The 19546-nt window shown below is 43.8% G+C and carries 17 protein-coding genes, 1 pseudogene and 1 riboswitch; of the genes and pseudogenes, 10 read left to right on the top strand and 8 right to left on the bottom strand.

The window, feature by feature from the left end; translation table 11 throughout:
* The 5 genes from cas1b to B3L97_RS00580 all read right to left on the bottom strand — a co-directional run.
* Positions 1 to 996 (bottom strand): type I-B CRISPR-associated endonuclease Cas1b (gene cas1b / locus B3L97_RS00600; RefSeq protein ID WP_213699788.1); only part of this gene is annotated, 996 nt, incomplete at its 3' end.
* A 5-nt stretch (positions 997 to 1001) separates the two neighbouring features.
* Positions 1002 to 1517, bottom strand: a complete 516-nt coding sequence (gene cas4, locus B3L97_RS00595; protein WP_286933049.1) for a CRISPR-associated protein Cas4 — start codon at positions 1515 to 1517, stop codon at positions 1002 to 1004.
* Positions 1498 to 1938 (bottom strand): hypothetical protein, encoded by a 441-nt coding sequence (locus B3L97_RS00590; protein ID WP_286933048.1) that lies wholly within the window; start codon positions 1936 to 1938, stop codon positions 1498 to 1500. The genes cas4 and B3L97_RS00590 overlap by 20 nt, the downstream gene beginning before the upstream one ends.
* Entirely contained in the window at positions 1939 to 2712 is a 774-nt protein-coding gene (gene cas6, locus B3L97_RS00585; RefSeq protein WP_286933046.1) for a CRISPR-associated endoribonuclease Cas6, read from the bottom strand.
* Positions 2713 to 3247: 535 nt separating this feature from the next.
* The gene (locus B3L97_RS00580; protein WP_286933045.1) at positions 3248 to 4555 is read right to left on the bottom strand and encodes a hypothetical protein; all 1308 of its coding nucleotides are present in this window, start codon (positions 4553 to 4555) and stop codon (positions 3248 to 3250) included.
* Positions 4556 to 4683: 128 nt separating this feature from the next.
* Between B3L97_RS00580 and B3L97_RS00575 the strand changes: the two are divergent.
* Both B3L97_RS00575 and metK read left to right on the top strand, forming a co-directional pair.
* Positions 4684 to 5151 (top strand): annotated as a pseudogene (locus B3L97_RS00575) (ATP-binding cassette domain-containing protein); the annotation flags it as partial.
* A 156-nt stretch (positions 5152 to 5307) separates the two neighbouring features.
* A riboswitch (SAM riboswitch) is annotated at positions 5308 to 5414 on the top strand.
* 89 nt (positions 5415 to 5503) lie between these two features.
* Entirely contained in the window at positions 5504 to 6712 is a 1209-nt protein-coding gene (metK, locus tag B3L97_RS00570) for a methionine adenosyltransferase (RefSeq protein ID WP_286933042.1), read from the top strand.
* An 85-nt stretch (positions 6713 to 6797) separates the two neighbouring features.
* Here metK and B3L97_RS00565 read toward each other — a convergent pair whose 3' ends face one another.
* The gene (locus B3L97_RS00565; RefSeq protein ID WP_286847293.1) at positions 6798 to 7850 is read right to left on the bottom strand and encodes a PQQ-binding-like beta-propeller repeat protein; all 1053 of its coding nucleotides are present in this window, start codon (positions 7848 to 7850) and stop codon (positions 6798 to 6800) included.
* Positions 7851 to 8009: 159 nt separating this feature from the next.
* On the opposite strand from B3L97_RS00565, the gene B3L97_RS00560 reads away from it, so the two are divergent.
* Positions 8010 to 8789 carry an HD domain-containing protein gene (locus tag B3L97_RS00560; RefSeq protein ID WP_286847291.1) on the top strand — a complete coding sequence of 260 codons (780 nt, stop codon included), beginning with the start codon at positions 8010 to 8012 and terminating at the stop codon, positions 8787 to 8789.
* A gap of 95 nt (positions 8790 to 8884) precedes the next feature.
* Here the strand turns inward: B3L97_RS00560 and B3L97_RS00555 are convergent, their stop codons facing one another.
* Entirely contained in the window at positions 8885 to 9355 is a 471-nt protein-coding gene (locus B3L97_RS00555; RefSeq protein ID WP_286847289.1) for a chemotaxis protein CheW, read from the bottom strand.
* Positions 9356 to 9554: 199 nt separating this feature from the next.
* Here B3L97_RS00555 and yedE point away from each other — a divergent pair, with 199 nt between their 5' ends.
* From yedE to B3L97_RS00530, 5 genes are all read left to right on the top strand, one after another.
* A complete protein-coding gene (gene yedE / locus B3L97_RS00550; RefSeq protein ID WP_286847287.1) occupies positions 9555 to 10646 on the top strand; it encodes a YedE family putative selenium transporter in 1092 nt (363 codons plus the stop codon).
* 11 nt (positions 10647 to 10657) lie between these two features.
* Positions 10658 to 10876, top strand: coding sequence for a sulfurtransferase TusA family protein (locus B3L97_RS00545; RefSeq protein ID WP_024822822.1), 219 nt, complete (start codon positions 10658 to 10660; stop codon positions 10874 to 10876).
* A 123-nt stretch (positions 10877 to 10999) separates the two neighbouring features.
* Positions 11000 to 12091 carry an NAD(P)H-dependent flavin oxidoreductase gene (locus B3L97_RS00540; protein WP_286847285.1) on the top strand — a complete coding sequence of 364 codons (1092 nt, stop codon included), beginning with the start codon at positions 11000 to 11002 and terminating at the stop codon, positions 12089 to 12091.
* Between the two features lie 62 nt (positions 12092 to 12153).
* Positions 12154 to 14439, top strand: a complete 2286-nt coding sequence (locus tag B3L97_RS00535) for a mechanosensitive ion channel domain-containing protein (RefSeq protein ID WP_286933040.1) — start codon at positions 12154 to 12156, stop codon at positions 14437 to 14439.
* A 5-nt stretch (positions 14440 to 14444) separates the two neighbouring features.
* Positions 14445 to 16103 (top strand): M20/M25/M40 family metallo-hydrolase, encoded by a 1659-nt coding sequence (locus B3L97_RS00530; RefSeq protein ID WP_024822825.1) that lies wholly within the window; start codon positions 14445 to 14447, stop codon positions 16101 to 16103.
* Positions 16104 to 16187: 84 nt separating this feature from the next.
* On the opposite strand, the gene B3L97_RS00525 is transcribed toward B3L97_RS00530, so the two are convergent.
* The gene (locus B3L97_RS00525) at positions 16188 to 17282 is read right to left on the bottom strand and encodes a hypothetical protein (protein ID WP_024822826.1); all 1095 of its coding nucleotides are present in this window, start codon (positions 17280 to 17282) and stop codon (positions 16188 to 16190) included.
* 189 nt (positions 17283 to 17471) lie between these two features.
* On the opposite strand from B3L97_RS00525, the gene B3L97_RS00520 reads away from it, so the two are divergent.
* Together B3L97_RS00520 and B3L97_RS00515 are read left to right on the top strand one after the other, a co-directional pair.
* Positions 17472 to 18584, top strand: a complete 1113-nt coding sequence (locus B3L97_RS00520) for an ABC transporter substrate-binding protein (RefSeq protein ID WP_051461166.1) — start codon at positions 17472 to 17474, stop codon at positions 18582 to 18584.
* Between the two features lie 80 nt (positions 18585 to 18664).
* A complete protein-coding gene (locus B3L97_RS00515; protein WP_024822828.1) occupies positions 18665 to 19546 on the top strand; it encodes a branched-chain amino acid ABC transporter permease in 882 nt (293 codons plus the stop codon).

Raw genomic sequence — 19546 nt, 5'->3', positions numbered from 1 at the left:
CCACCTCATGGCAAAAGGTTGATACTCCTCATCGTGGAGTATATGCTTTTCAATTTTGTACGCTTCCATTCTAATAAGGCTTCGATAACTTACATTTCTTTTAAGACGAGGATGTTCAATAGTAGAATTTAAACGTTCTTCCCATGCTTTTAAAACTATAGGCCGCCCTTTTTCTGAAAGGTATATTCCTCCCCCAGACTGAGCTCCGAAGTGCTTCGCTTGAATTTCTTTCTTGTTTAAAAGAGAAAAAATGAGTCTGTCTACAATTATTGGTTTAAATATTTCTGCTATATCTAAGTTTAAGCTGAAACGGCGGAAGTTAGTTTCGTGAAGAAAACCTATGCGGGGGTCAATATGTGTTTTGTAAATTTGTGCTAAAGTTGTGACATAGCACATAGAATTTAAGAAACTTATAAGAGCATTTATACGATTTTGAGGGGGTCTTCTACTTCTTTTTTTCATAGAGAAGGAACCTCCACCCGTTATTAGATCAAAAGCTGTGTAATAACAATCTCGTGCATTGCCTTCTATTCCCATAAGTTCTGATATTCCAATTTGTTCTTTTGCATAATTACTAAAAACAGTGAGTTTTTCAATTATGGAATCAAGCTCAATATTTCCACGTCGAGAATAATATTGCAATGCTTTCTTCATGTTTTCTATAGCACCTGTTACAAACTTTTTAGCTATAAAAAGCCTTCTACAGTCATCAAGACAATGTTTAGCTTGGGCAAGGATTACAGCCCCTGAATTCATGTGTTCACGGGGGTAAAATGTTCCTTGATAATATCCATAGTGATTAAAAAAGTGCAGCATTACTTTATTGGCAGTACAAAATTCTAAAAAACGCTTGTTTAAATCTACTTCTCCGAAAATAAGCATTTCGTCTGTTGTTTCTACAGGAATAAATTTTCTACCCTCTGAACCTTCTATAATAATGGTATTTTCTTTTCGTTTAAGTTCTCCTGACGAAAGTACATAGAGTGTTTTTCCCATTTTTATCAGCTCCAACACAATTCATTGTAAGCGCAGTTTCTACAGTACTTACATTTTTTCGCACAAGGAGGGGCTTCAAGGGACGATATTGCAATAATCTCTTGATAAACTTGGTCAAGATGCGTTTTTAGTTCTTCTGAGAGTAGCACCTCTTCGCGTTTTTTCTCTTTTGGGAATAATAATTCCCCTCTAGCTTCGACTCCATTTTTTTGGAGTTCATAAAGGTAGTGTGCTAGTTGTAATCGTGCGGCATCAATGGAACGACTACTTTTTTTAATTTCTCCTACTACTAATGTTCCTTTTTCTTCGCGCATGATGTCGAATTTGCTATTTCCGAAGTCAATGCAATGTCGATCTCGATTATAAGTTGTCTTATCCATAAGTCGCCCCAAAGCGAGAAATTCGTCATCTCTGTCTGGTTCTACTCCTCGAGCCATGAGCCACACCTCTCGTTTGCATATAGTAAAGTACCAGACAAGAGTTCCTCCTAAACGAGGGGATTCAGAGAATGAAGTCGTCATCATTGGAATCCACTGGGTTAGAGCCTGTATTTTTGTTATAAATTGGGCGAATTTTATTGTCTCGTTCTATATAAACTTCCTGCATGTTAAAATCGTTTTTATTTTCAATAAGTTCTGTTTTGTCTTCTTGCCAAGATCCTTTAGTTCCAATTAAATCAGAGAGTGAATTGGCCGAACTTTTTCCCAATTTATATATGGGGGAGAAATTCCATGGGGTTGCTGCCCCTGTTGGTTCTCTGATACATTCTGCGGTGCTGTCTGTTACATTAAGCCATATTCTAATTACTCTACCTGATCTTTCTTTGTCTTCGATTACGGGCATGGGGAGTTGTAAATAACTTTCGATATCTATAAATTCAGGGTCGTTTAATTTATTTGAAACTAATTTACCTAATTCATAGGTGGCGTTAACAAATCCCAATTATTTATACCTCCTTTCTCGTTCTACAAGTTCAACACATCCGAATCCAGAGCTATTTTTTGCACCGAGACCAGCGTCTAAAGCTGTTTGTAAGAGTTCTTGAGAACCTGTAAGTCGAAAGTTGCCATTCCACCCCTTGATTGGTCTGTTGTCTTCAGGGCTAAAAAATCTTATCGATTCCCATATCCGTCCCAATTTTTCTATTTTTATTGTTTGATTTAGTTCACTTTTTTCTGATGTTATTAGAGTGAATTTTTTTATGAGATTTGCATGTATTTGTTCTCCGAATTCTTGGTCGTAAGGAGAGTGATAGTGAGTAAAATCGCTTCCGTCATATTTTTTAAGGGTAGAGTAGCAGACTATTGGAGAGAGGGTTTGTACTAGTATCTCTTCTGATTCTGCTTGGGGGTTTTCAACAGTTACTTCTTTACATTGAAGGAAATTATTTCCTAGTCTTATTTCTCCTAGGGAAAGAGCATTATTAGCAAGTTGTTCAAGAATGGCGTTAACAGGAGAGGTTATTGAAAGTTTCACGGGGGAAGGAATATATAAAAAGTCTTTTTCTCGTTTTATAGGGCCGTTCCCAAAAAGTTTTGAGAAACAAAATAATTTAAAATGACGTTTCCCTTCATAAATAAACCCTTCATTGTGTAAAAAACGAGCATACTCTTTATCGAGAAGGTTGTATACCATAGCTTGAATTTGATACTGATGTTGTTGTTTAAGTCGTAAGACGTTTCCTTCGGCAATGTCAAAAAGAAGGCATATTTTCATTAGCAAAACCTCCAAGCTTCTTGTTTTCACCGACACATTAATATTAAAGCGTGCTTTTTGTTGTAATCTGAGTATTTAGGATTATCTAATGACAACAAACTCAGAACTTCATGTGTGTTTTTTGATCAACTTTCGCCTGATTAGAAGTAGATTTCGTTTAACGAAGGATTACTATTTTTTGAACTCTGCAAAAAGAGAAAATAAACTATCCCTTGTAGGAAGTAAAAAAGTCACTTATCTTTTCCGCTTGACTTATATTATTTCCATCTCTCTTAGAAATTAAAAAAATTATAATCCGTTTTAAATATAAGTCAAGCGGAAAAACTACCTTATAGAAAAATAAAAAATGTTACGCTGAGAATGCGTCTTTTACTTTCGACATCTCAATTCTCATCATAAGAAATAGAAAATTTTGCTGGATGTTTTTAGTGGGATAAATTTCTTTTTTAAAGAAAATTACGTTCTATTTTAAGAATTATGGAGACATTTCATACCATGTCCTTATATATTAAAAATTTCATAAAACAAGTTTAGCTTAATAATAGTTTTTAGGGAAGTCAAATACACAAACCAGTAAGAGTAAAAGATGGAACGAAACGTTGGCCCATCTACATGGGAATTGTTGTTTTAGTTTGACAAGGTCAGCTTTTGTCTTTACAATTTTATTAGAGAGTTGATAGCTCTCTAGGCCCCGCGAGGCTCCTTCACCGGGCAAGCATAGCCCGGCTGCATCGAGCCAGGCGGAGCTTTTTTTTGTGTCTATGTAACGCAACCGACCTTCTTCTACTTGATTAATAAACCACTGGTTGTTTGGCTTCTGAGTACCATACAGCTTTCTTCCATAAACACTAGAAATCTCGTTAACTTCATACCCTTCCTGTCTCTTGTTAAGTCGTAAAGGCACCACGAGAGTTGCACCATCGGGATCTTTTAATTCCACCATAGCAACTAGGCTGCCAGAAACTGTTGCCGAATCGAAAATCATAAGTGGGTCAGCCAATGCCCCAGGGACCTGTTTCAATGTTTCAGCAGGAATATTATGTTTGGTGCGTAGAATCTTTTCTACAACACTGCAACGTATGGAGACGGGCAGTACTTCTGCTCCTACTAGATGAAATACTAGAGGCGTCGTCATCACATGCATTGGGACAGTTCGTTTTTGCTTCCCCGCTAGGAAGGAGTCCACCGTCTCTCCCCATGCCTTTATATCCTGTCGTAGTCGTGTCTCCGCCTGATTTTGCATATAGATATTGGTATTATTAGGGCTCCACGTACCTTCGTTGTAGACGGACTTGATCTGGTTAGGAGAAAAAGCAATAATCTCACCGGATTCATCATCAATAACTCCGTCATACCCTTGTTCAATTAAATAATCCATAACCTTACGCCATGTACCTAACCTGTCATGTAAGGCTGTTGTATCTTCGTTATATGGGTTTTTAATCGAAACATAAAGCTCTTTTGTCTGGCCCGAAGAACCATAGTCTTGGCTTTCCTGTTTGTCGGCTGTTAAATATATTCCAGGGATTTCGTAATCAGGAGAACCATTGTAGCTTCTGGATTTAGCAATGTCATAAGAATCATCCATCGTTCCCGTATGATATACAATGAGTGGCTTGCCCTCTTCGTCAACCACCTTCGAGTCGCCGAACCACTTATAAAAATTATCGTTGAGATTGATGGCCCCGTCCTGGTTGTACGAAACGCCGTCGCTATCAATTCCAAGCGACCCCTCATCGATCTGAAGGCCTATCCTGTCGTACCACTCTCTGGGATTGGTCCCATACCGGCCAAGGAGATCCTTCGCTCGTGCCTCGAAAAGAGAAGCGTTGACCTTAGCCACATCTGCGTCAACTCCTGCAACCAAGGCCTGGGTCATAAACGAGCTTTTGACATACTCCAGATCTTTTCCCTATTGTTTTGTTTCTCGCTACCAGTTTTATCCTGGGTAATAGCGCCGCCGGCTTCCCTACGATAGGCAATAATATCCGTTTTGGTAAAAGTAATGCCACTGGCGAAGAGGTTGTTGAAGCGTCAAAAAAGGCATGTTGCCATGATTCCATTATGGCGTTGCCGAAGGGGTACGATACTATGGTAGGTGAGGGTGGCTGCACTTTGTCAGGAGGAGAAAAGCAACGTGTATCTATTGCCCGTGCAATTCTCAAGAATGCTCCCGTGGTTTTGCTTGATGAGGCGACAGCATCTCTTGATCCAGAGAACGAAGTGGAAGTTCAAAAAGCCATAGGAGAATTAATTACTGGAAGAACGGTTATTGTTATTGCTCATCGCTTAAAAACTGTAAAAAATGCAGATAAAATTATAGTGCTAGACAACAGCAACGTGGTTGAACAGGGAACCCATAATGAATTAATTGAAAGAGACGATCTCTATAATAAGTTGTGGACAATTCAGCAAAAAGCTATTGATTGGAAGCTATAGAAAAAACTCGTGTGAGAATCGATGGCATGCACATGGGGTCTAAGTAAACGGAACGAAACTCTGCCCCATCTACATGAGCCTCAACAACACTTATTGACACCTTGGGAAAATCCTTTATAATACTAAAGTTAGTTTTGTGAAACTTTATAAATGAATCTCTTATCCCGAGAGGTGGAGGGACTGGCCCGATGAAGCCCGGCAACCTGCCTGAAATAATAAGGTACGGTGCCAATACCAGCAGCCGAAAGGCTGGATGATAAGAGAGGAATGAGCGTTACTTTTTGTGTTTTAAAAGGGCCCTTCCTCTTGGAATGGGTCCTTTTTTGATATCTTTATAATTGGAGGTCGCTAAATGGCAGACAGAAGATTTTTAATTACGTCGGAATCAGTCACAGAGGGGCATCCAGACAAGATTGCAGATCAGATTTCTGATGGCGTGCTCGATGCAATTCTGGCTGATGATCCCATGGGGCGGGTAGCTTGCGAAACTCTCGTAACGACAGGATTGGTGTTAGTGGCTGGAGAGATTAGCACTACTACATATGTGGATATTCCTAAACTTACTAGAGATATAGTGAAAGAAATCGGTTACACTCGAGCTAAATATGGTTTTGATGGCGATACGTGTGCTGTTATTACTGCCATTGACGAGCAGTCTCCCGACATAGCTCAGGGCGTCAATACGGCTCTTGAGGCTCGAAGCCAGGAAGAGGCAAGAGAGGTAGAGCTCTCCAGAACAGGAGCTGGTGATCAGGGGATGATGGTGGGCTATGCCTGTAATGAAACTGAAGAATACTTGCCCATGCCCATTGCTTTTGCCCATCGTTTGGCTCGGCGCGTGGCGCAGGTTCGAAAAGACGGAACCATCCCCTACCTCCGTCCAGACGGGAAAACTCAGGTTACTCTTGAGTATGTTGATGGTCATGCCATTATGGCAGATACAATTATAGTGTCAGTTCAACACCATCCAGGAGCAACAGAAGCTCAAATTCGGGGAGACATTATAGAGCATGTTATCACCCCTATTATTCCGGAGCACCTGCTGAAACCGGAGACTCGCATTCTTATCAATCCTACCGGTCGTTTTGTAAAGGGTGGCCCTATGGCTGATTCAGGTCTTACTGGGCGCAAGATTATTGTAGATACCTATGGCGGTTGGGTTCCTCATGGGGGCGGGGCTTTTTCAGGTAAAGACCCGACGAAAGTTGACCGCTCTGGCGCTTATATGACTCGCTACGCAGCGAAGAACGTAGTTGCAGCCGGGTTGGCTGAAAAATGTCTGATTCAGGTTGCCTATGCTATTGGAGTAGCTGAGCCAGTTTCAATTATGGTAGATACGTACGGGACAGGGAAACTCTCTGACGAGGTGTTGACAGATCTTGTAGAGCGGCATTTCGATTTCAGGCCTGCCGCAATGATTCGAGACCTGGACTTGCGCCGTCCGCAATATCGTCGACTTGCTGCCTATGGCCATATGGGGCGTATCGATCTCGATCCTCTGCCTGCCTGGGAAAAAACCGATCGAGCTGGAGCTTTGGCTCGAGATGCTCGAAATCTTTAAAGAAAAAGAAAGAGAGCGTATTCAAAAAAGCGAAGTGCACCTCCAAATGCTGGAATCGATGTCCAACTTTCGAGGTGCACTTTTATTAACGTATCCTGAAGGCGTATACCTTGCCATCCATGCTGCCAACATAGAGAATTCCGTTATAAACAACAGGAGAGGCAAGAATCTCCCGCCCTGTCTGATAGGTCCATTCTTCTTGCCCATTTCCCGCTGAGAGAGCAATAATTTTCCCCGTATCGGTTCCAATGTAAACAATCCCATTATCTACTACAGGATTTGCATGAACGGCTCCATCAAGGGCGAAGGTCCAGAGTCGTTGCCCCGTGATGGCATCTATAGCGTGAAATACTCCGTTTTGAGTTCCGAAAAAGAGCCGCCCATCTGCAGGAATGGCTGATGTAGTAATAGCCGCGCCGGCATTGTACTTCCACTGGGGAATGATCCCCTTTATTTTTACTGAGGAAAGACGACCATCCCAGCTCCCGAAGTAGATAAATCCCTTCCATGTTGTGGAGGCCGTGTCAATGGGACCACCAGATCCGCCGCCCCACTGCCTTTTTCCTGTTTTGGGGTCGAGAGCATGAAATTTCCCTGTATGATCTCCCACGTAGAGGAGTCCTTCATGGTAGAGAGGTGTGGAACGGAGCTCCCTGCCAGTATCGAAGGTCCATAGAACAGCACCGGTGGTAGGGTCAAAGGCATATATTCGCCCATCAGCACTGCCTGCAAAGAGAAGATCAGAACCGTATATAGGAGATCCCCATATAGCGCCTGGTCCCAAGTCGGTCCCGACCAGAGTTTGCCATAGCAAGTTTCCTGTTCCCCGATTAAGAGCAAAGATTCTTCCGTCAGTTCCCCCGACAAAAAGAGTGGTATCGTTTATAGCTGGAGAACCGTTGATAGATGTCCCTGCTAGATATTGCCATATCAAAGCTCCTGTCTCTCCATCTAGGGCGTAGACAGATCCACCTTCATCACCTATGTAGACGGTGTTGTTTGCAGCTGCAGGCGTTCCAGTAAGAGGAGTACTGGCCTCAAATTGCCAAAGAGGTTGAACTTCCGAAGCCAGGGCAACATAATTGTAAGTAAAGATAGAAAGAGTAACTAACAAAAAAAGGAGGTAACTTTTTTTCATTCGTTCAGCTCCCCTTTCGAGTCTATATTTATGTAACGTATACTATAATCTACACTATATTCTACATTATATTAGACTGTTAATGCAGGCCTAATTACTCTATATGTACGGTATAATAGCCATCTATATACTCGCTGCGTGAAGAAGGTTGATATTCCTATGAAGGTAGAGCATCTTATCCTTGCCCGAAAATGGTTTGAAGATTTTGTTGCGGATTTTGCCACTCCAGAAGGCGATCTTCCCCATCTGCTTCTTTTGAAAAAGGAACATAGTTATCGAGTGGAGGCGAATAGTGGTTCTCTCGCCACGGCCCTTGAATGGGAAGGAGACGCAGTTCGCATAGCAGACGTTCTTGGGTTGCTCCATGATATAGGGCGATTCCCTCAATATCGAGACTATGGTACCTTTTCTGATGGAAGCTCTATAGACCACGGGGATGCAGGAGTAACCATCCTTGAACGTTCTTTCCCTTGGTCTGGAATCTCCCCCTCAACTAAAAAAATTCTTCTCGAAGGAATCCGTTACCATAACAAAATGGATATTGCAGACACGTTGTCTCCTGAGGAACGGACTCTATGTCAACTTGTAAGGGATGCGGATAAGATCGATATCTTAGCCTTAATTCGACAATGTATAAAAGAGGGGAAAGTGCAGGAACTTTCTCCAGGACTGAAAGAGGAAGTGCCAGTCTCTCCAGATCTGTTGGAGGATTTAGTGTCTACTGGGAAAGCCTCTTATAAGAAAGTCCACTCATTAACAGATTTCCTTGCATTACAATTGAGTTGGGTATTCGATATCAATTATCCTCAAACATTTCAGATGCTTGAAGAAGCGGGAAGTCTCTCCTGGATTGTAGATCAGCTTCAAAAAGAGAAGGAGTTGCTTCCTTTTATCGAGAAAGCCATGAAGCATGTAGAGGCACAACTTGCCCTTTTATAGAAATAGAAAAGGAAAAGAGGAGGAGCTGTTCAGCTCTCCAAAAGTTGGACAAAGAAGCCAGCATTTGGAGGTGCATTTCAAGCTCCCCTCTTTTTTTATGCGGTGGTTTCTACTTCGCTAAGCTCCGCTTGCTCTTCAAAAGAAAAAACCTTGTTAAGATCGAGAATGATGATCAGGCGTTTCTCAACTTTAGCAACACCGGTAATAAATTCCCGATTCATTCCCATGGCGATCATTTGGGGAGGTGTCTCTACTGCGCCGTCTGGGATTCGCAGAATTTCACTGACCCCGTCTACGAGAATCCCTACCATCTGAGATTCCATATTGACAACAATAATTCGTCGCTGTCCGTCATCTTCCACAGTTGTGTTCCCAATTCCAAAACGCTTGCATAAATCTACGATAGGAACAATCTGCCCGCGGAGGTTTACAATCCCTTCAATAAAATTCGAAGCTTGAGGAATTTTCGTAATTTCCTGAGTCCTGACGATCTCTCGTACTTGTGAGATGTCGATGCCAAATTCTTCGCTGCCAAGAGCAAACACTACTAATTGTTGTTCAGCCATATCCTTGTCTTCACCTTCCTTTGTGAGGATCAGAACTTCAACCTATATTAATAATAGCAAAGAATCGGAAAATAATAGTGTCGAGTTGCATAAAATCTTCGATAGTGGTAATAATAAATATTAATAAAAGTAATAAAATAAATACCGGTTAGCTATATTAATAGCAGCTTTAATCTTCTTAATGAGAGAGGTGCTTTGTATGAAAAGTCTTAATTCCCTTCTCATGTCTCGCATTGGACCTATCATCACAGGCGGGGTTGTTGGGCTTCTTGCCGCTCTTCTGGTGCATTGGGGAAATCCGGGCAACATGGGAATCTGTGTCGCATGTTTTACCAGAGATATAGCTGGTGCTCTAGGGCTTCATCGGGCAGGTGTAGTTCAGTATATTCGTCCGGAAATAGCCGGCTTTATTCTCGGCTCTTTCATTTCAGCTCTTGCGTATCGCGAATATGTTCCTCGCAGCGGGTCTTCTCCAGTGATCCGTTTCTTTTTGGGCATGTTTGCGATGATAGGGGCTTTAGTTTTTCTCGGTTGCCCATGGAGAGCGTATCTCCGGTTAGCCGGAGGAGATTGGAATGCCATTGCTGGCATTGCCGGTCTTGTTGCGGGCATAGGTATTGGTATTGTTTTCTTGTGGAAGGGCTTTAGTCTGGGGCGTTCTTATGAGTCAGCGAAACCATCAGGCCTGTTTATGCCCATAGCAGCTGTGGCTCTTCTTGTTTTGCTTATTATGGCGCCAACTTTTGGTCCTGAAGGTTCTGGCCCTATCTTTTTTTCGGAGAAGGGCCCGGGGGCAGCTCATGCTCCTCTTATGGTGGCTCTTGCTGTAGGCCTTATTGTTGGATGGATGGCGCAGAGGAGCCGTTTCTGTACAGTAGGAGCTATTCGTGATCTTATTATGTTGCGAGATGCTCATCTATTTAACGGAGTTTTGGCTTTTATCGTCGTAGCTTTTGTGGCGAATATAGCATTAGGACAGTTTCATCCTGGCTTTGAGGGACAGCCTGTGGCTCATTCCAATGCTCTTTGGAATTTTATGGGGATGGTTGTATCTGGCCTGGCCTTTACGTTAGCAGGCGGATGCCCTGGCCGTCAGTTTATTATGAGTGGCGAAGGTGATGGCGATGCTGCTGTTTTTGTGCTTGGAATGCTTGTTGGTGCGGCATTTAGCCACAACTTTAACTTGGCTAGCTCTCCTGGAGGGACAGGCGCTTTTGGTCCATCTTCGGTTATAGTCGGCTTCATTTTCTGTCTCGCCGTTGGATTTATGATGCGAGAGAGATTGGATTAGGAGGAAATAAGATGAGCGAATCTCGTATTGTTGATGCTCGAGGCCTTTCTTGTCCCCAGCCAGTTCTTGAGACGCGGAAAGTTCTTAAAGATTTGACTGGTGGCCGGGTGGAAATATTAGTAGACACTGTAACATCTCGGGAAAATGTGGCTCGTTTTGGGCGAAGCCAGAAATGGAACGTTGCCATCGACGAATTTGAAGGTGGATATAAAGTGATTCTTACGAAGTAAATGCCTATGGATACTTTATTTTTGAATTCTTTTGTTGAAGCGAGTCTCCCTTTTAGGATAGAATAGGCAAGCTTGTCTAAAAATAGCAAAGGCAAGATCTATGCTAAAAGAGGAGAGATGTTGTTGAGCCGTTCCATTCCTGTTTTAAAAGTGGGAAAGTATCAGCCGCGTTACCCCCTGGTTCAGGGGGGGATGGGCGTCGCTATATCCGGCCCGAATTTGGCGGGACATGTGGCGCGTTATGGAGGGGTCGGCACGATTGCCAGTGTAGGGTTAGCCTGTACTGAACCTTATTACAACGGTCATAACTATTTTGAGGCTAATCAGAGAGCGGTCAAAGAGGGGCTCATACGAGCTCGAGAGATTACAGGAGAGTCGGGCGTTCTCGCTGTCAACTGCATGGTGGCCCTTACTGACTATGAACTCCACGTGCGAGCTGCGTGCGAGGGCGGAGTCAATATTATTATTTCAGGAGCTGGGTTGCCCATCAAGCTTCCTGACTATACCAAGGATTTCCCCGATGTAGCGCTCGTTCCTATTGTCAGCTCTACGAAGGCTGCGAGTCTTCTGGCCCGTCGGTGGGAACGTTTGTACCATCGTCTTCCTGATGGCTTTGTAGTGGAAACGCCTCTTTACGCAGGAGGACACCTTGGGGTAACAAAAATGGAGCAAGTAGAGAATCCAGAATTTTCCCTGGATGTAGTAATACCAGAGTTAGTAGAGTATTTAGAGAAAGAGCTGAAAGCTCCGATTCCTATTATTGCTGCAGGAGGAATCTGGACAAGGGAAGATGTGGAACATGTTTTTGATCTTGGTGCCAGTGGCGTGCAAATGGGAACCCGTTTCGCCTGTACTTTTGAAGGGGATGCATCAGATCGTTTTAAGCAGGCATATATTGACGCTACAGAAGATGATGTTGTGATTATTCAGAGTCCAGCAGGTCTTCCGGGCCGAGCCATTCGGTCTCCCTTCATAGAGAAGTACTTAAACGGCGAAGTAGGGAGAAAACCGTGTATTGCTAACTGTCTAACCCATTGCCGTTATCGTACGGAGAAAAAGACATTCTGCATTGCGCAAGCCCTTATGGATGCCTACTTCGGTAATTGGGAAGAAGGATTATTTTTCTGTGGCTCCAATGTGACGAAAATTACCAAGATGGAACATGTAGCAGATATTATTGAAGAACTTTTTGGATCAAACGAGGGGAATGAGTAATTCTCCCTTAGGCGAACTCTTCCTAGAGTAGAGTTCGCCTTTTCTTTCGGGAGTGGTGTACAGTGTTTAGAAAAACCTTTTTTTCAGCAAATGTCTTCATGCTTTTGAGTGTACTATCCCTTCTATTCTTAGCGTCTGCGGCTATGGCTCAAGTCCCTTCGCTCCCTTCACAGCTCGCCACAGAAGAGTCTACATCTCAAGAATCTCCGTATACAGTAGAGAAGGTACAGGCACGAGTAGAAGAGATACAAAAGAATATTGATAGTTTACGAGCTTCAGAAAAACAGTTGACATCGGAACAAGGTGGGCTTTCGTCATTCCAATTTCAGGAGCGTTTAGGCCTTTTTGAATCGCTGTTGACCCTATATCGGCGTTTCCAGTCTCTTTCAGATCGTATTGCTCAATTGCAGGCTGATTTTGACCGTAGGCAGAGCGATATGAAGAGAGATGTGGCTGCTTTCGTAGAAAAAAAGCCTCCCTACTCTCTTAGTTTTTATGAGGGCTATAGAGAACACCTCGATCCTATTTCCCAGGAAATCGATACTATAAGTTATGGACAACGTTTTGTTGAAGGCAGTCTCCCTTCTCTTCGCGATAGGGCAAGGGTTGATGAACAACGTCTCGTAGCCTTGGAAGAGGCATTGCAAAATGGGGGGGCTTCCGAGTGGGAGAAACAACAGGCAGAATTACAGCTTGAAAGGGATCGTTTGCTATTTGCCTCAGGAGAAAAGTCCTTGGAAGAAAGCCGCCTCCGCCTTAATCTTTTAGAGATGGACAAGAAAAATTTGCTTGATGGGTTGAAATGGATTGGGCAAAATCTTCAATATGATGAGGCAGATCTGAACAGGCAGATCGATCAGATAAAAGAGAGAGAAGCAGATCTTCAGCGTCAGGCAGATGAGCTGAGGAAAGACCTTAATACAGCTACAGAGGAACTGGTGAACGCACAAACCCACTTCGAGACGGCGCCGGAAGGAGAAAAGAAAGATATATATAAGGCTGCCTTAAAGGAAAAAGAAGTATGGCAGACATACTATCAGACGGCCCTTGACCAAACAGATCAGGCGAGGCTCTGGGAGGAAGAGACGAGAGAAATTTGGGAAGCTCGATATAGGTTACTGCAGAAAAAACTTCCTACGGAAGAGCTCGTGAAACTTCAAGTAGATGTGAACGTCCGAAAGAAAAACCTCGACAGCTTGTTGCTTGGATTGCAGAAAAAACAAATTTCCTTGCAATCGAGGCTTTTATCGGTAAATAATCTTTATGCTTCTCAAAATGAAAGTTCTCAAGTGTTGAAGTTCCTGAAAAGAGAGAGCGATGGATTAAAAAAACAGGCAGAACTTAATACCCAATATATGTCTCGGTTACTAGGGGTATCTATGCTCAATAATCGCTTGCTTGAAGAGGTAGACAGCCGACTAGGGTCGGTAACGCTCACGGAAAAGGTTTCTTCAGCAGGTCGTGAGAGGGTTTTGGCGTTTCTTAATTTCCAGTTATGGTCTGGGAACGGCTATACCATTACAATTAAAAAATTGATCCTGGCAGTTATTATTGTACTTTTGGGGTTGCTTATAAGCCGTAAAGTGACCAAGTGGTTTACGAAGCGTCTTCTTGAACGATTTGAGATGGACCCTACCGCAGCTATGGCGATACAGAAAGGGCTTTTCTTTTTCCTCACCTTTCTTTTTGTCCTCATGGCTTTAGATATGGTAAATATTCCTTTAACGGCTTTTGCCTTTCTAGGTGGTGCTCTTGTTCTTGGCCTTGGCATTGGCGCTCAAAATTTTTTCAGCAACCTTATCAGCGGTTTGATTCTCTTTATGAGCAAACCCTTCAGACTACGAGATGTGGTGCAGGTTGATGATGTTCTCGGTACAGTTGAAGAGATAGGGGCACGTTCTACCAGAATCCGTACTTTTGATAATGTAGACGTGCTTGTTCCGAATCGATATTTTTTGGAGAATCGAATTATAAACTGGAATCTTTCCGATCAGTTGCTTCGAGGGGTTGTAAGCGTTGGCGTGGCTTATGGCTCTCCAGTAAAGGACGTAGAGAGGCTTCTTCTTCAGGCAGCAACGTCTCATCCTAATGTGCTTTCTATGCCAGAACCCTATGTAGTGTTCCGAAATTTCGGTACCAGTGCTCTTGAGTTCGATCTCTATTTTTGGCTGGACATGCGCCAAACGGCTCGTTTTAAGGTGCAAAGCGATCTGCGTTATAAAATACTTGATCTTTTTGAAACGCAAAAAGTTTCCATTGCTTTCCCTCAAATGGACATTCATCTTGATGCAGCGGCTCCTCTTCCTGTGACAGTAACGCATGGGGAAAGGGATAATAGGAGGGAATAAAACTCATGGGACAATTAGTTCCGTCCCCACCTGAACTTCTGTCCTTGTGCCTAAAGCTAGTTTCTTTTCCGAGCGTTACCACATTGCCGGGAGAAGAAAACAATGTAGGGCATTATATATATGAGTGGGTAGCTTCTTTACCCTACTTCCAATCTCATCCTGAACATATAGTCATGATTCCAGTAGAAAATGACCCTTTGCAGCGCTTTTGTGTGGGAGCTTTTCTTGAAGCGTTCCCTTCGTGTAGCCAAACCATTATTCTTACAGGTCACTTTGATGTGGTAGGAACAGAAGGGTTTGGCTCACTTGCTTCTTGGGCTTTTGAGCCCCAAGAGTATATGGCTCGAATTCAAAAGGAAATGTTGCCTTCCGATGTTAGACGAGATCTAGAGAGTGGTGAGTATCTTTTTGGTCGTGGTATTGCCGATATGAAGTATGGCTTGGCATTGGAAATGGCATGTATGAAGATGTACGCTCAGGCCAGAGAGGAGCTTGGTGCAAACCTGTTGTTTCTTGCCGTATGTGACGAAGAAAACATGTCTTCCGGCATGCGAAGTGTTGTACCGTGGCTTCGTCGTTTTAGAGAAGAGAAGGGTCTTCAATATATAGCCTGTTTGAATACAGAGCCTTCTGTGGGAGAGCCAAAAGAAAAGGGAGCTCTCTATTTGGGAACGATTGGCAAACTTATGCCTGTTTTTCTTTGTGTAGGGCGAGAGGCTCATGTGGGAGAGTATTTTAAGGGGGTTAGTGCAACTCTTATGGCGTCATGCCTTACCGTACTTATAGAGGGAGATGAAGAGAGCGCTGATACATGGCGTGGTTTTTCTTTCCCCCCAATGGCTGGGTTGAAGCTTGCAGATTTACAAGATGGTTATTCTGTTACTCTTCCAGAAATGGCGGTCACTTTTTTCAATAGCCTTCTCGTTACGAAGTCTCCTCGGCAACTGTTGGCTTATATGAAACAACGAGCGCAAGAAGCGTTACAACAGGCTCTTGCCCTTCGTGAATCGTCGGGAAAAAAATTGGCCCCATCTCTTTTTGATGGAGAGCCGGAGCGAGGGGCCGTTATAACGGTGGAAGAACTACTCTGTGAGGTTGCCAGAAAACGAGGCCTTTCCCCTAAAGCTCTTATGAAGGAAATAGCGCTCTCTATTCATGATGGAAAAAACATTCATCAACGAGGTATAGAGGTAATGCAAACCCTTGCCCGTCAATGGGGAAGAAAGGGTCCTTTTATTGTTATAGGTTTTTTGCCTCCTTATTATCCCTCTCGGTGCAATAATGAAGAGATTGCCGGGGAGAAGGGGATGCGCCTTTTATGCGAAGAGCTTGTCCAAAAGGGAAAGAATATTGGATTCTCCCTGGAAGTGCGAGAAATTTTTGAGGGAATTATGGATCTTAGTTATTTAGGGTTTCAGGGAAATTTAAATGATCTTGAAGGGGTGGCTCAAAATACCCCTCTTTGGAATATAGACTATTATTTCCCTTCGGAAGACATTTTATGCCTTCATATCCCAATTCTGAATATGGGACCTATAGGGAAAGACGCACATCAATCTACAGAGCGGCTCTACCTTCCCTACGCTCTTCACGGTCTTCCCCTTCTTTTTGTTGAGGCGTTGGAGCGAATTCCGGACCTTTGTAAAGAAACAAACGTTGAATAAAACGCAATGGGTCTCCCTTGTAGTGGAGAACTAAAATTAATAATTTCCCTCAAACCTCATGTATCTCTCTTCCCGTTTTATGCGCTAGGGAACAAGATTATTGCGAAGATGAACCAAAAAGTCCTGCACGTTGGTCACGATGGGAGTGACCGAGAGAGTTCCCCGATCCCGAAGCTTATTTACTGCGAATTCTGATACGTCAACGGAATAGATATATACAGGGCGGATCTTCCCCTCTTTGCATGTGAATGCAGGAGTCATGTTCCCGGCAGCAATAGTATGGAGCTGGGTAGCGAGAGCGATCATGGTTGTAGCTTTGCGGGTATGTGTTCTCATGGCATCTTGAGCCTCGTATACATCCCCGATAACAGGCGGCAGCGGGCCATCGTCCCGTATAGATCCAGCAAGTACAATGGGAACGCCCTTTTTAAGAGCAGAATAAATAACGCCATCTCGAATATCTTCTTCTCTTATAAGCTTCTCTAAAGAGCCGTAATTTCGCGCAGTGTTGAGAAGATCCAGGTGATTGTAATGACCGAGAGGTTGTTGGGCCTGGGTATAAATGTTTTGACCAAGAGCTGTTCTCATCATGCCACCTTCTAGGTCGTGGGTGGCGAGGGCGTTGCCAGCCAGGAGGGCATGAGCATAGCCATGTTCTATCAGTTCCGACAGGGCGCTTCTCGAGTCGTGATCGAAAACTACAGCTGGACCTAGAACCCATACAATGTAACCATGGTCTTTTTCATATCTTAAAAGTTCGTAAAGCATGTCGTAATCTCGTGAGTAGGCAGTCTCCCTGGATCGGCCAGTACGAAAGGAGAAAATATCTTGGTTTTCCTTCACGTTCGTTGTCTTGAAACCGTGGGAATGGACGTATATTCCTTCGCTTCCATCTTCATTTCTTCCGACGAAAACCATATCTCCAATATGAAGATGGCGAAACTCTACAGCCTCCACAACAAGGCCCTCACGAAGAACGGGGACGCAGTCCATTCTGCTTTCAGAAACAAGAATCCATTGCCCTCCAACCTTGAAGTACTCGGGGAAAATAGAAAGAGCGTGGTAATTGGAAGGAGCCACGCCTTCTTTCTCTACTGTTTTTACCGTTGCTTCCCGAGCGGAGAAGAAGGGCTCTTTTTGGAAGTCTGGTTCAATATAAATTGGTAATTGAAAAGACATACCTTTTCCCTCCTGGATGTTATAATTTATAGACTATTAGGAAAATTTCAATTGCATTACGACTTGTTTTCTCTGTACAATGATTATACCTCACAGCAAACTTTCTATAGGAGGTGGTACGTGGTGAAAGGAAGCAGTATCTGTTTGAAGAGAGTGGTAGGGCTTGTTGTGCTTGGGCTTCTGTTGGGGATGGTTCTCCTTGCCCCAGCTGCTGCAGAAGAGAAACCAATTAAGATTGGTTACTTGGCAGCTCTTACCGGGGATTGGGCGGCGTATGGGCAGACTGAAGAAAAGACGGCTCGTATGGCAGTGGATGAAATCAACGCTCAAGGAGGCGTTTTGGGGAGAAAACTTGAACTTGTAGTGTACGATTTCAGAACCAGGGCTGAAGATGCCGTGAATGCCGTGCGGCGCATGATAGAGGAAGACAAAGTTGTTGCCATTGTAGGAGCAAATGGCAGTGGTATTAATATTGCAACGGCTCCTCTTGTGAACAGATATGAAGTTCCGCAGATTGGTACTGTCTCTACGAATCCGCTGGTGACGGTAGACGAGAAAGGGAAGGTCCGTCCGTACTCTTTCCGAATTTGTTTTACTGACCCCTATCAGGGAAAACTTATTGCCTATTTTGCAGCGAATGAATTAAAGCGAATGAATGCAGCAATTCTTTATGATGTAGGGAATGATTACTCTCAAGGCCTTCGGGAATTTTTTATGAAAAGCTATGGGGAATATGGTGGGAAAGTTGTAGCTGATCTCGGTTTCCGTGGAGGACAGGATGTAGATTTTAGAGCCCAACTCACGGAGATACGAGACAAGAAAGCTGATGTGCTGGTACTTCCCAACATGGGAAAAGAAATGGCTCTTATTATGAAACAGGCTAGGGAGCTTGGATTAAAAGACATTATTTTTGTTGGTGGGGATGGATATGGCGAGTTCATGTGGGAAATAGCTGGGCCCGCAATGGAAAACTCCTATTGGATTAACCATGTAGCCCCTGAAGATCCTGCCATGCAGCCCTTCTTCAAGGCCTATAAAGAAAAATGGAAAGATGAATGTAAAGAGTTTGTGAATGGTGTTTTGGGCTATGATTCTATCTATTGGCTTGCCGACGCTATTGCCAGGGCGGGGAAGGATGATCCTAAAGCTATTCGTGATGCCTTGGCCGCTACATCTGGTCTTGTGCTTCATCATGCTACCATTACGATCGATCCCGAAACGAATACTCCCAAAGACAAAGATGGCGTAGTCCTCATCGCGAAAGACGGACGAGGGCAGTTCTTTAAGAAGATCAAACCTTAGGAAAACGAAGAGATTACCTACTATACGGGGCGGTTTTTATAGAGCCGCCCCGTTTTCTTAAGGAAGGAGTGAGACGATCAATGGCTACTTTGTTGCAGCAAGTGATTAACGGTCTTTCCCTTGGTTCTGTCTATGCTCTCATTGCCGTGGGGTATTCTCTTGTCTACTCCATTCTCCTTTTCTCAAATTTCGCTCATGGAGGATTCCTTGTTATTGGCGGCTATCTTTGTTATGGAGCTCTGAAAACATTAGGGCTCAGTATATGGGTGGCGGGCTTTATTTCCTTGCTGGGCGCCGGGGTTGCGGCAGTTGTGACTGAGCGTATTGCCTATAAGCCTATTCGTGAACGAACACGGGTTACTCTCTATCTTTTAATTGCTTCTATGGGCATGAGCATTGTGATTGAAAATATTTTTGTCATTGTGGCGGGAGGGCGCTTTCGGGCCTTGCCTCCCGTTATTCCAACCCAGCCGGTCCATCTTTTCAATATTGCTACAACTAGTGCTTTCGATCTGCTTTCTTTTGTCGTGGCATTGGTGGCCCTGGGCTGCTTGCAAATTTTCCTTACAAAAACCAAATGGGGATTGGCTATACGGGCAGCAGCTTGTGATCTGCGTACTGCCGGGCTCATGGGAGTGAATGTGAATCTTCTCGTGTCAATTGTCTTTTTTGTGGCAGGGGCTTTAGCAGCTATAGGGGGAATATTCCTCTCCGTTCGTTATACTCTCTACCCTCAGTTGGGAGCCATTACAATCAAGGCCTTTGTGGCGGCTGTCATTGGCGGGCTGGGATCTTTGCCTGGAGCTGTGGTGGGGAGTTTGATCCTCGGGTTGGCAGAAATGCTGACAGCAGGCTTTATATCGAGCCAGATGAGAGATTTGGTGGTTTTCTCACTTCTGGTTATAACCCTTCTTATTCGTCCTACGGGGTTGTTTGGTAAACAGGTTGGCGAAAAGGTGTAG

Source organism: Aminobacterium sp. UBA4834, assembly GCF_002400205.1.
In the GTDB taxonomy this organism is placed as follows: domain Bacteria; phylum Synergistota; class Synergistia; order Synergistales; family Aminobacteriaceae; genus Aminobacterium; species Aminobacterium mobile.
This window is presented reverse-complemented; position numbering and strand designations above follow the sequence as displayed.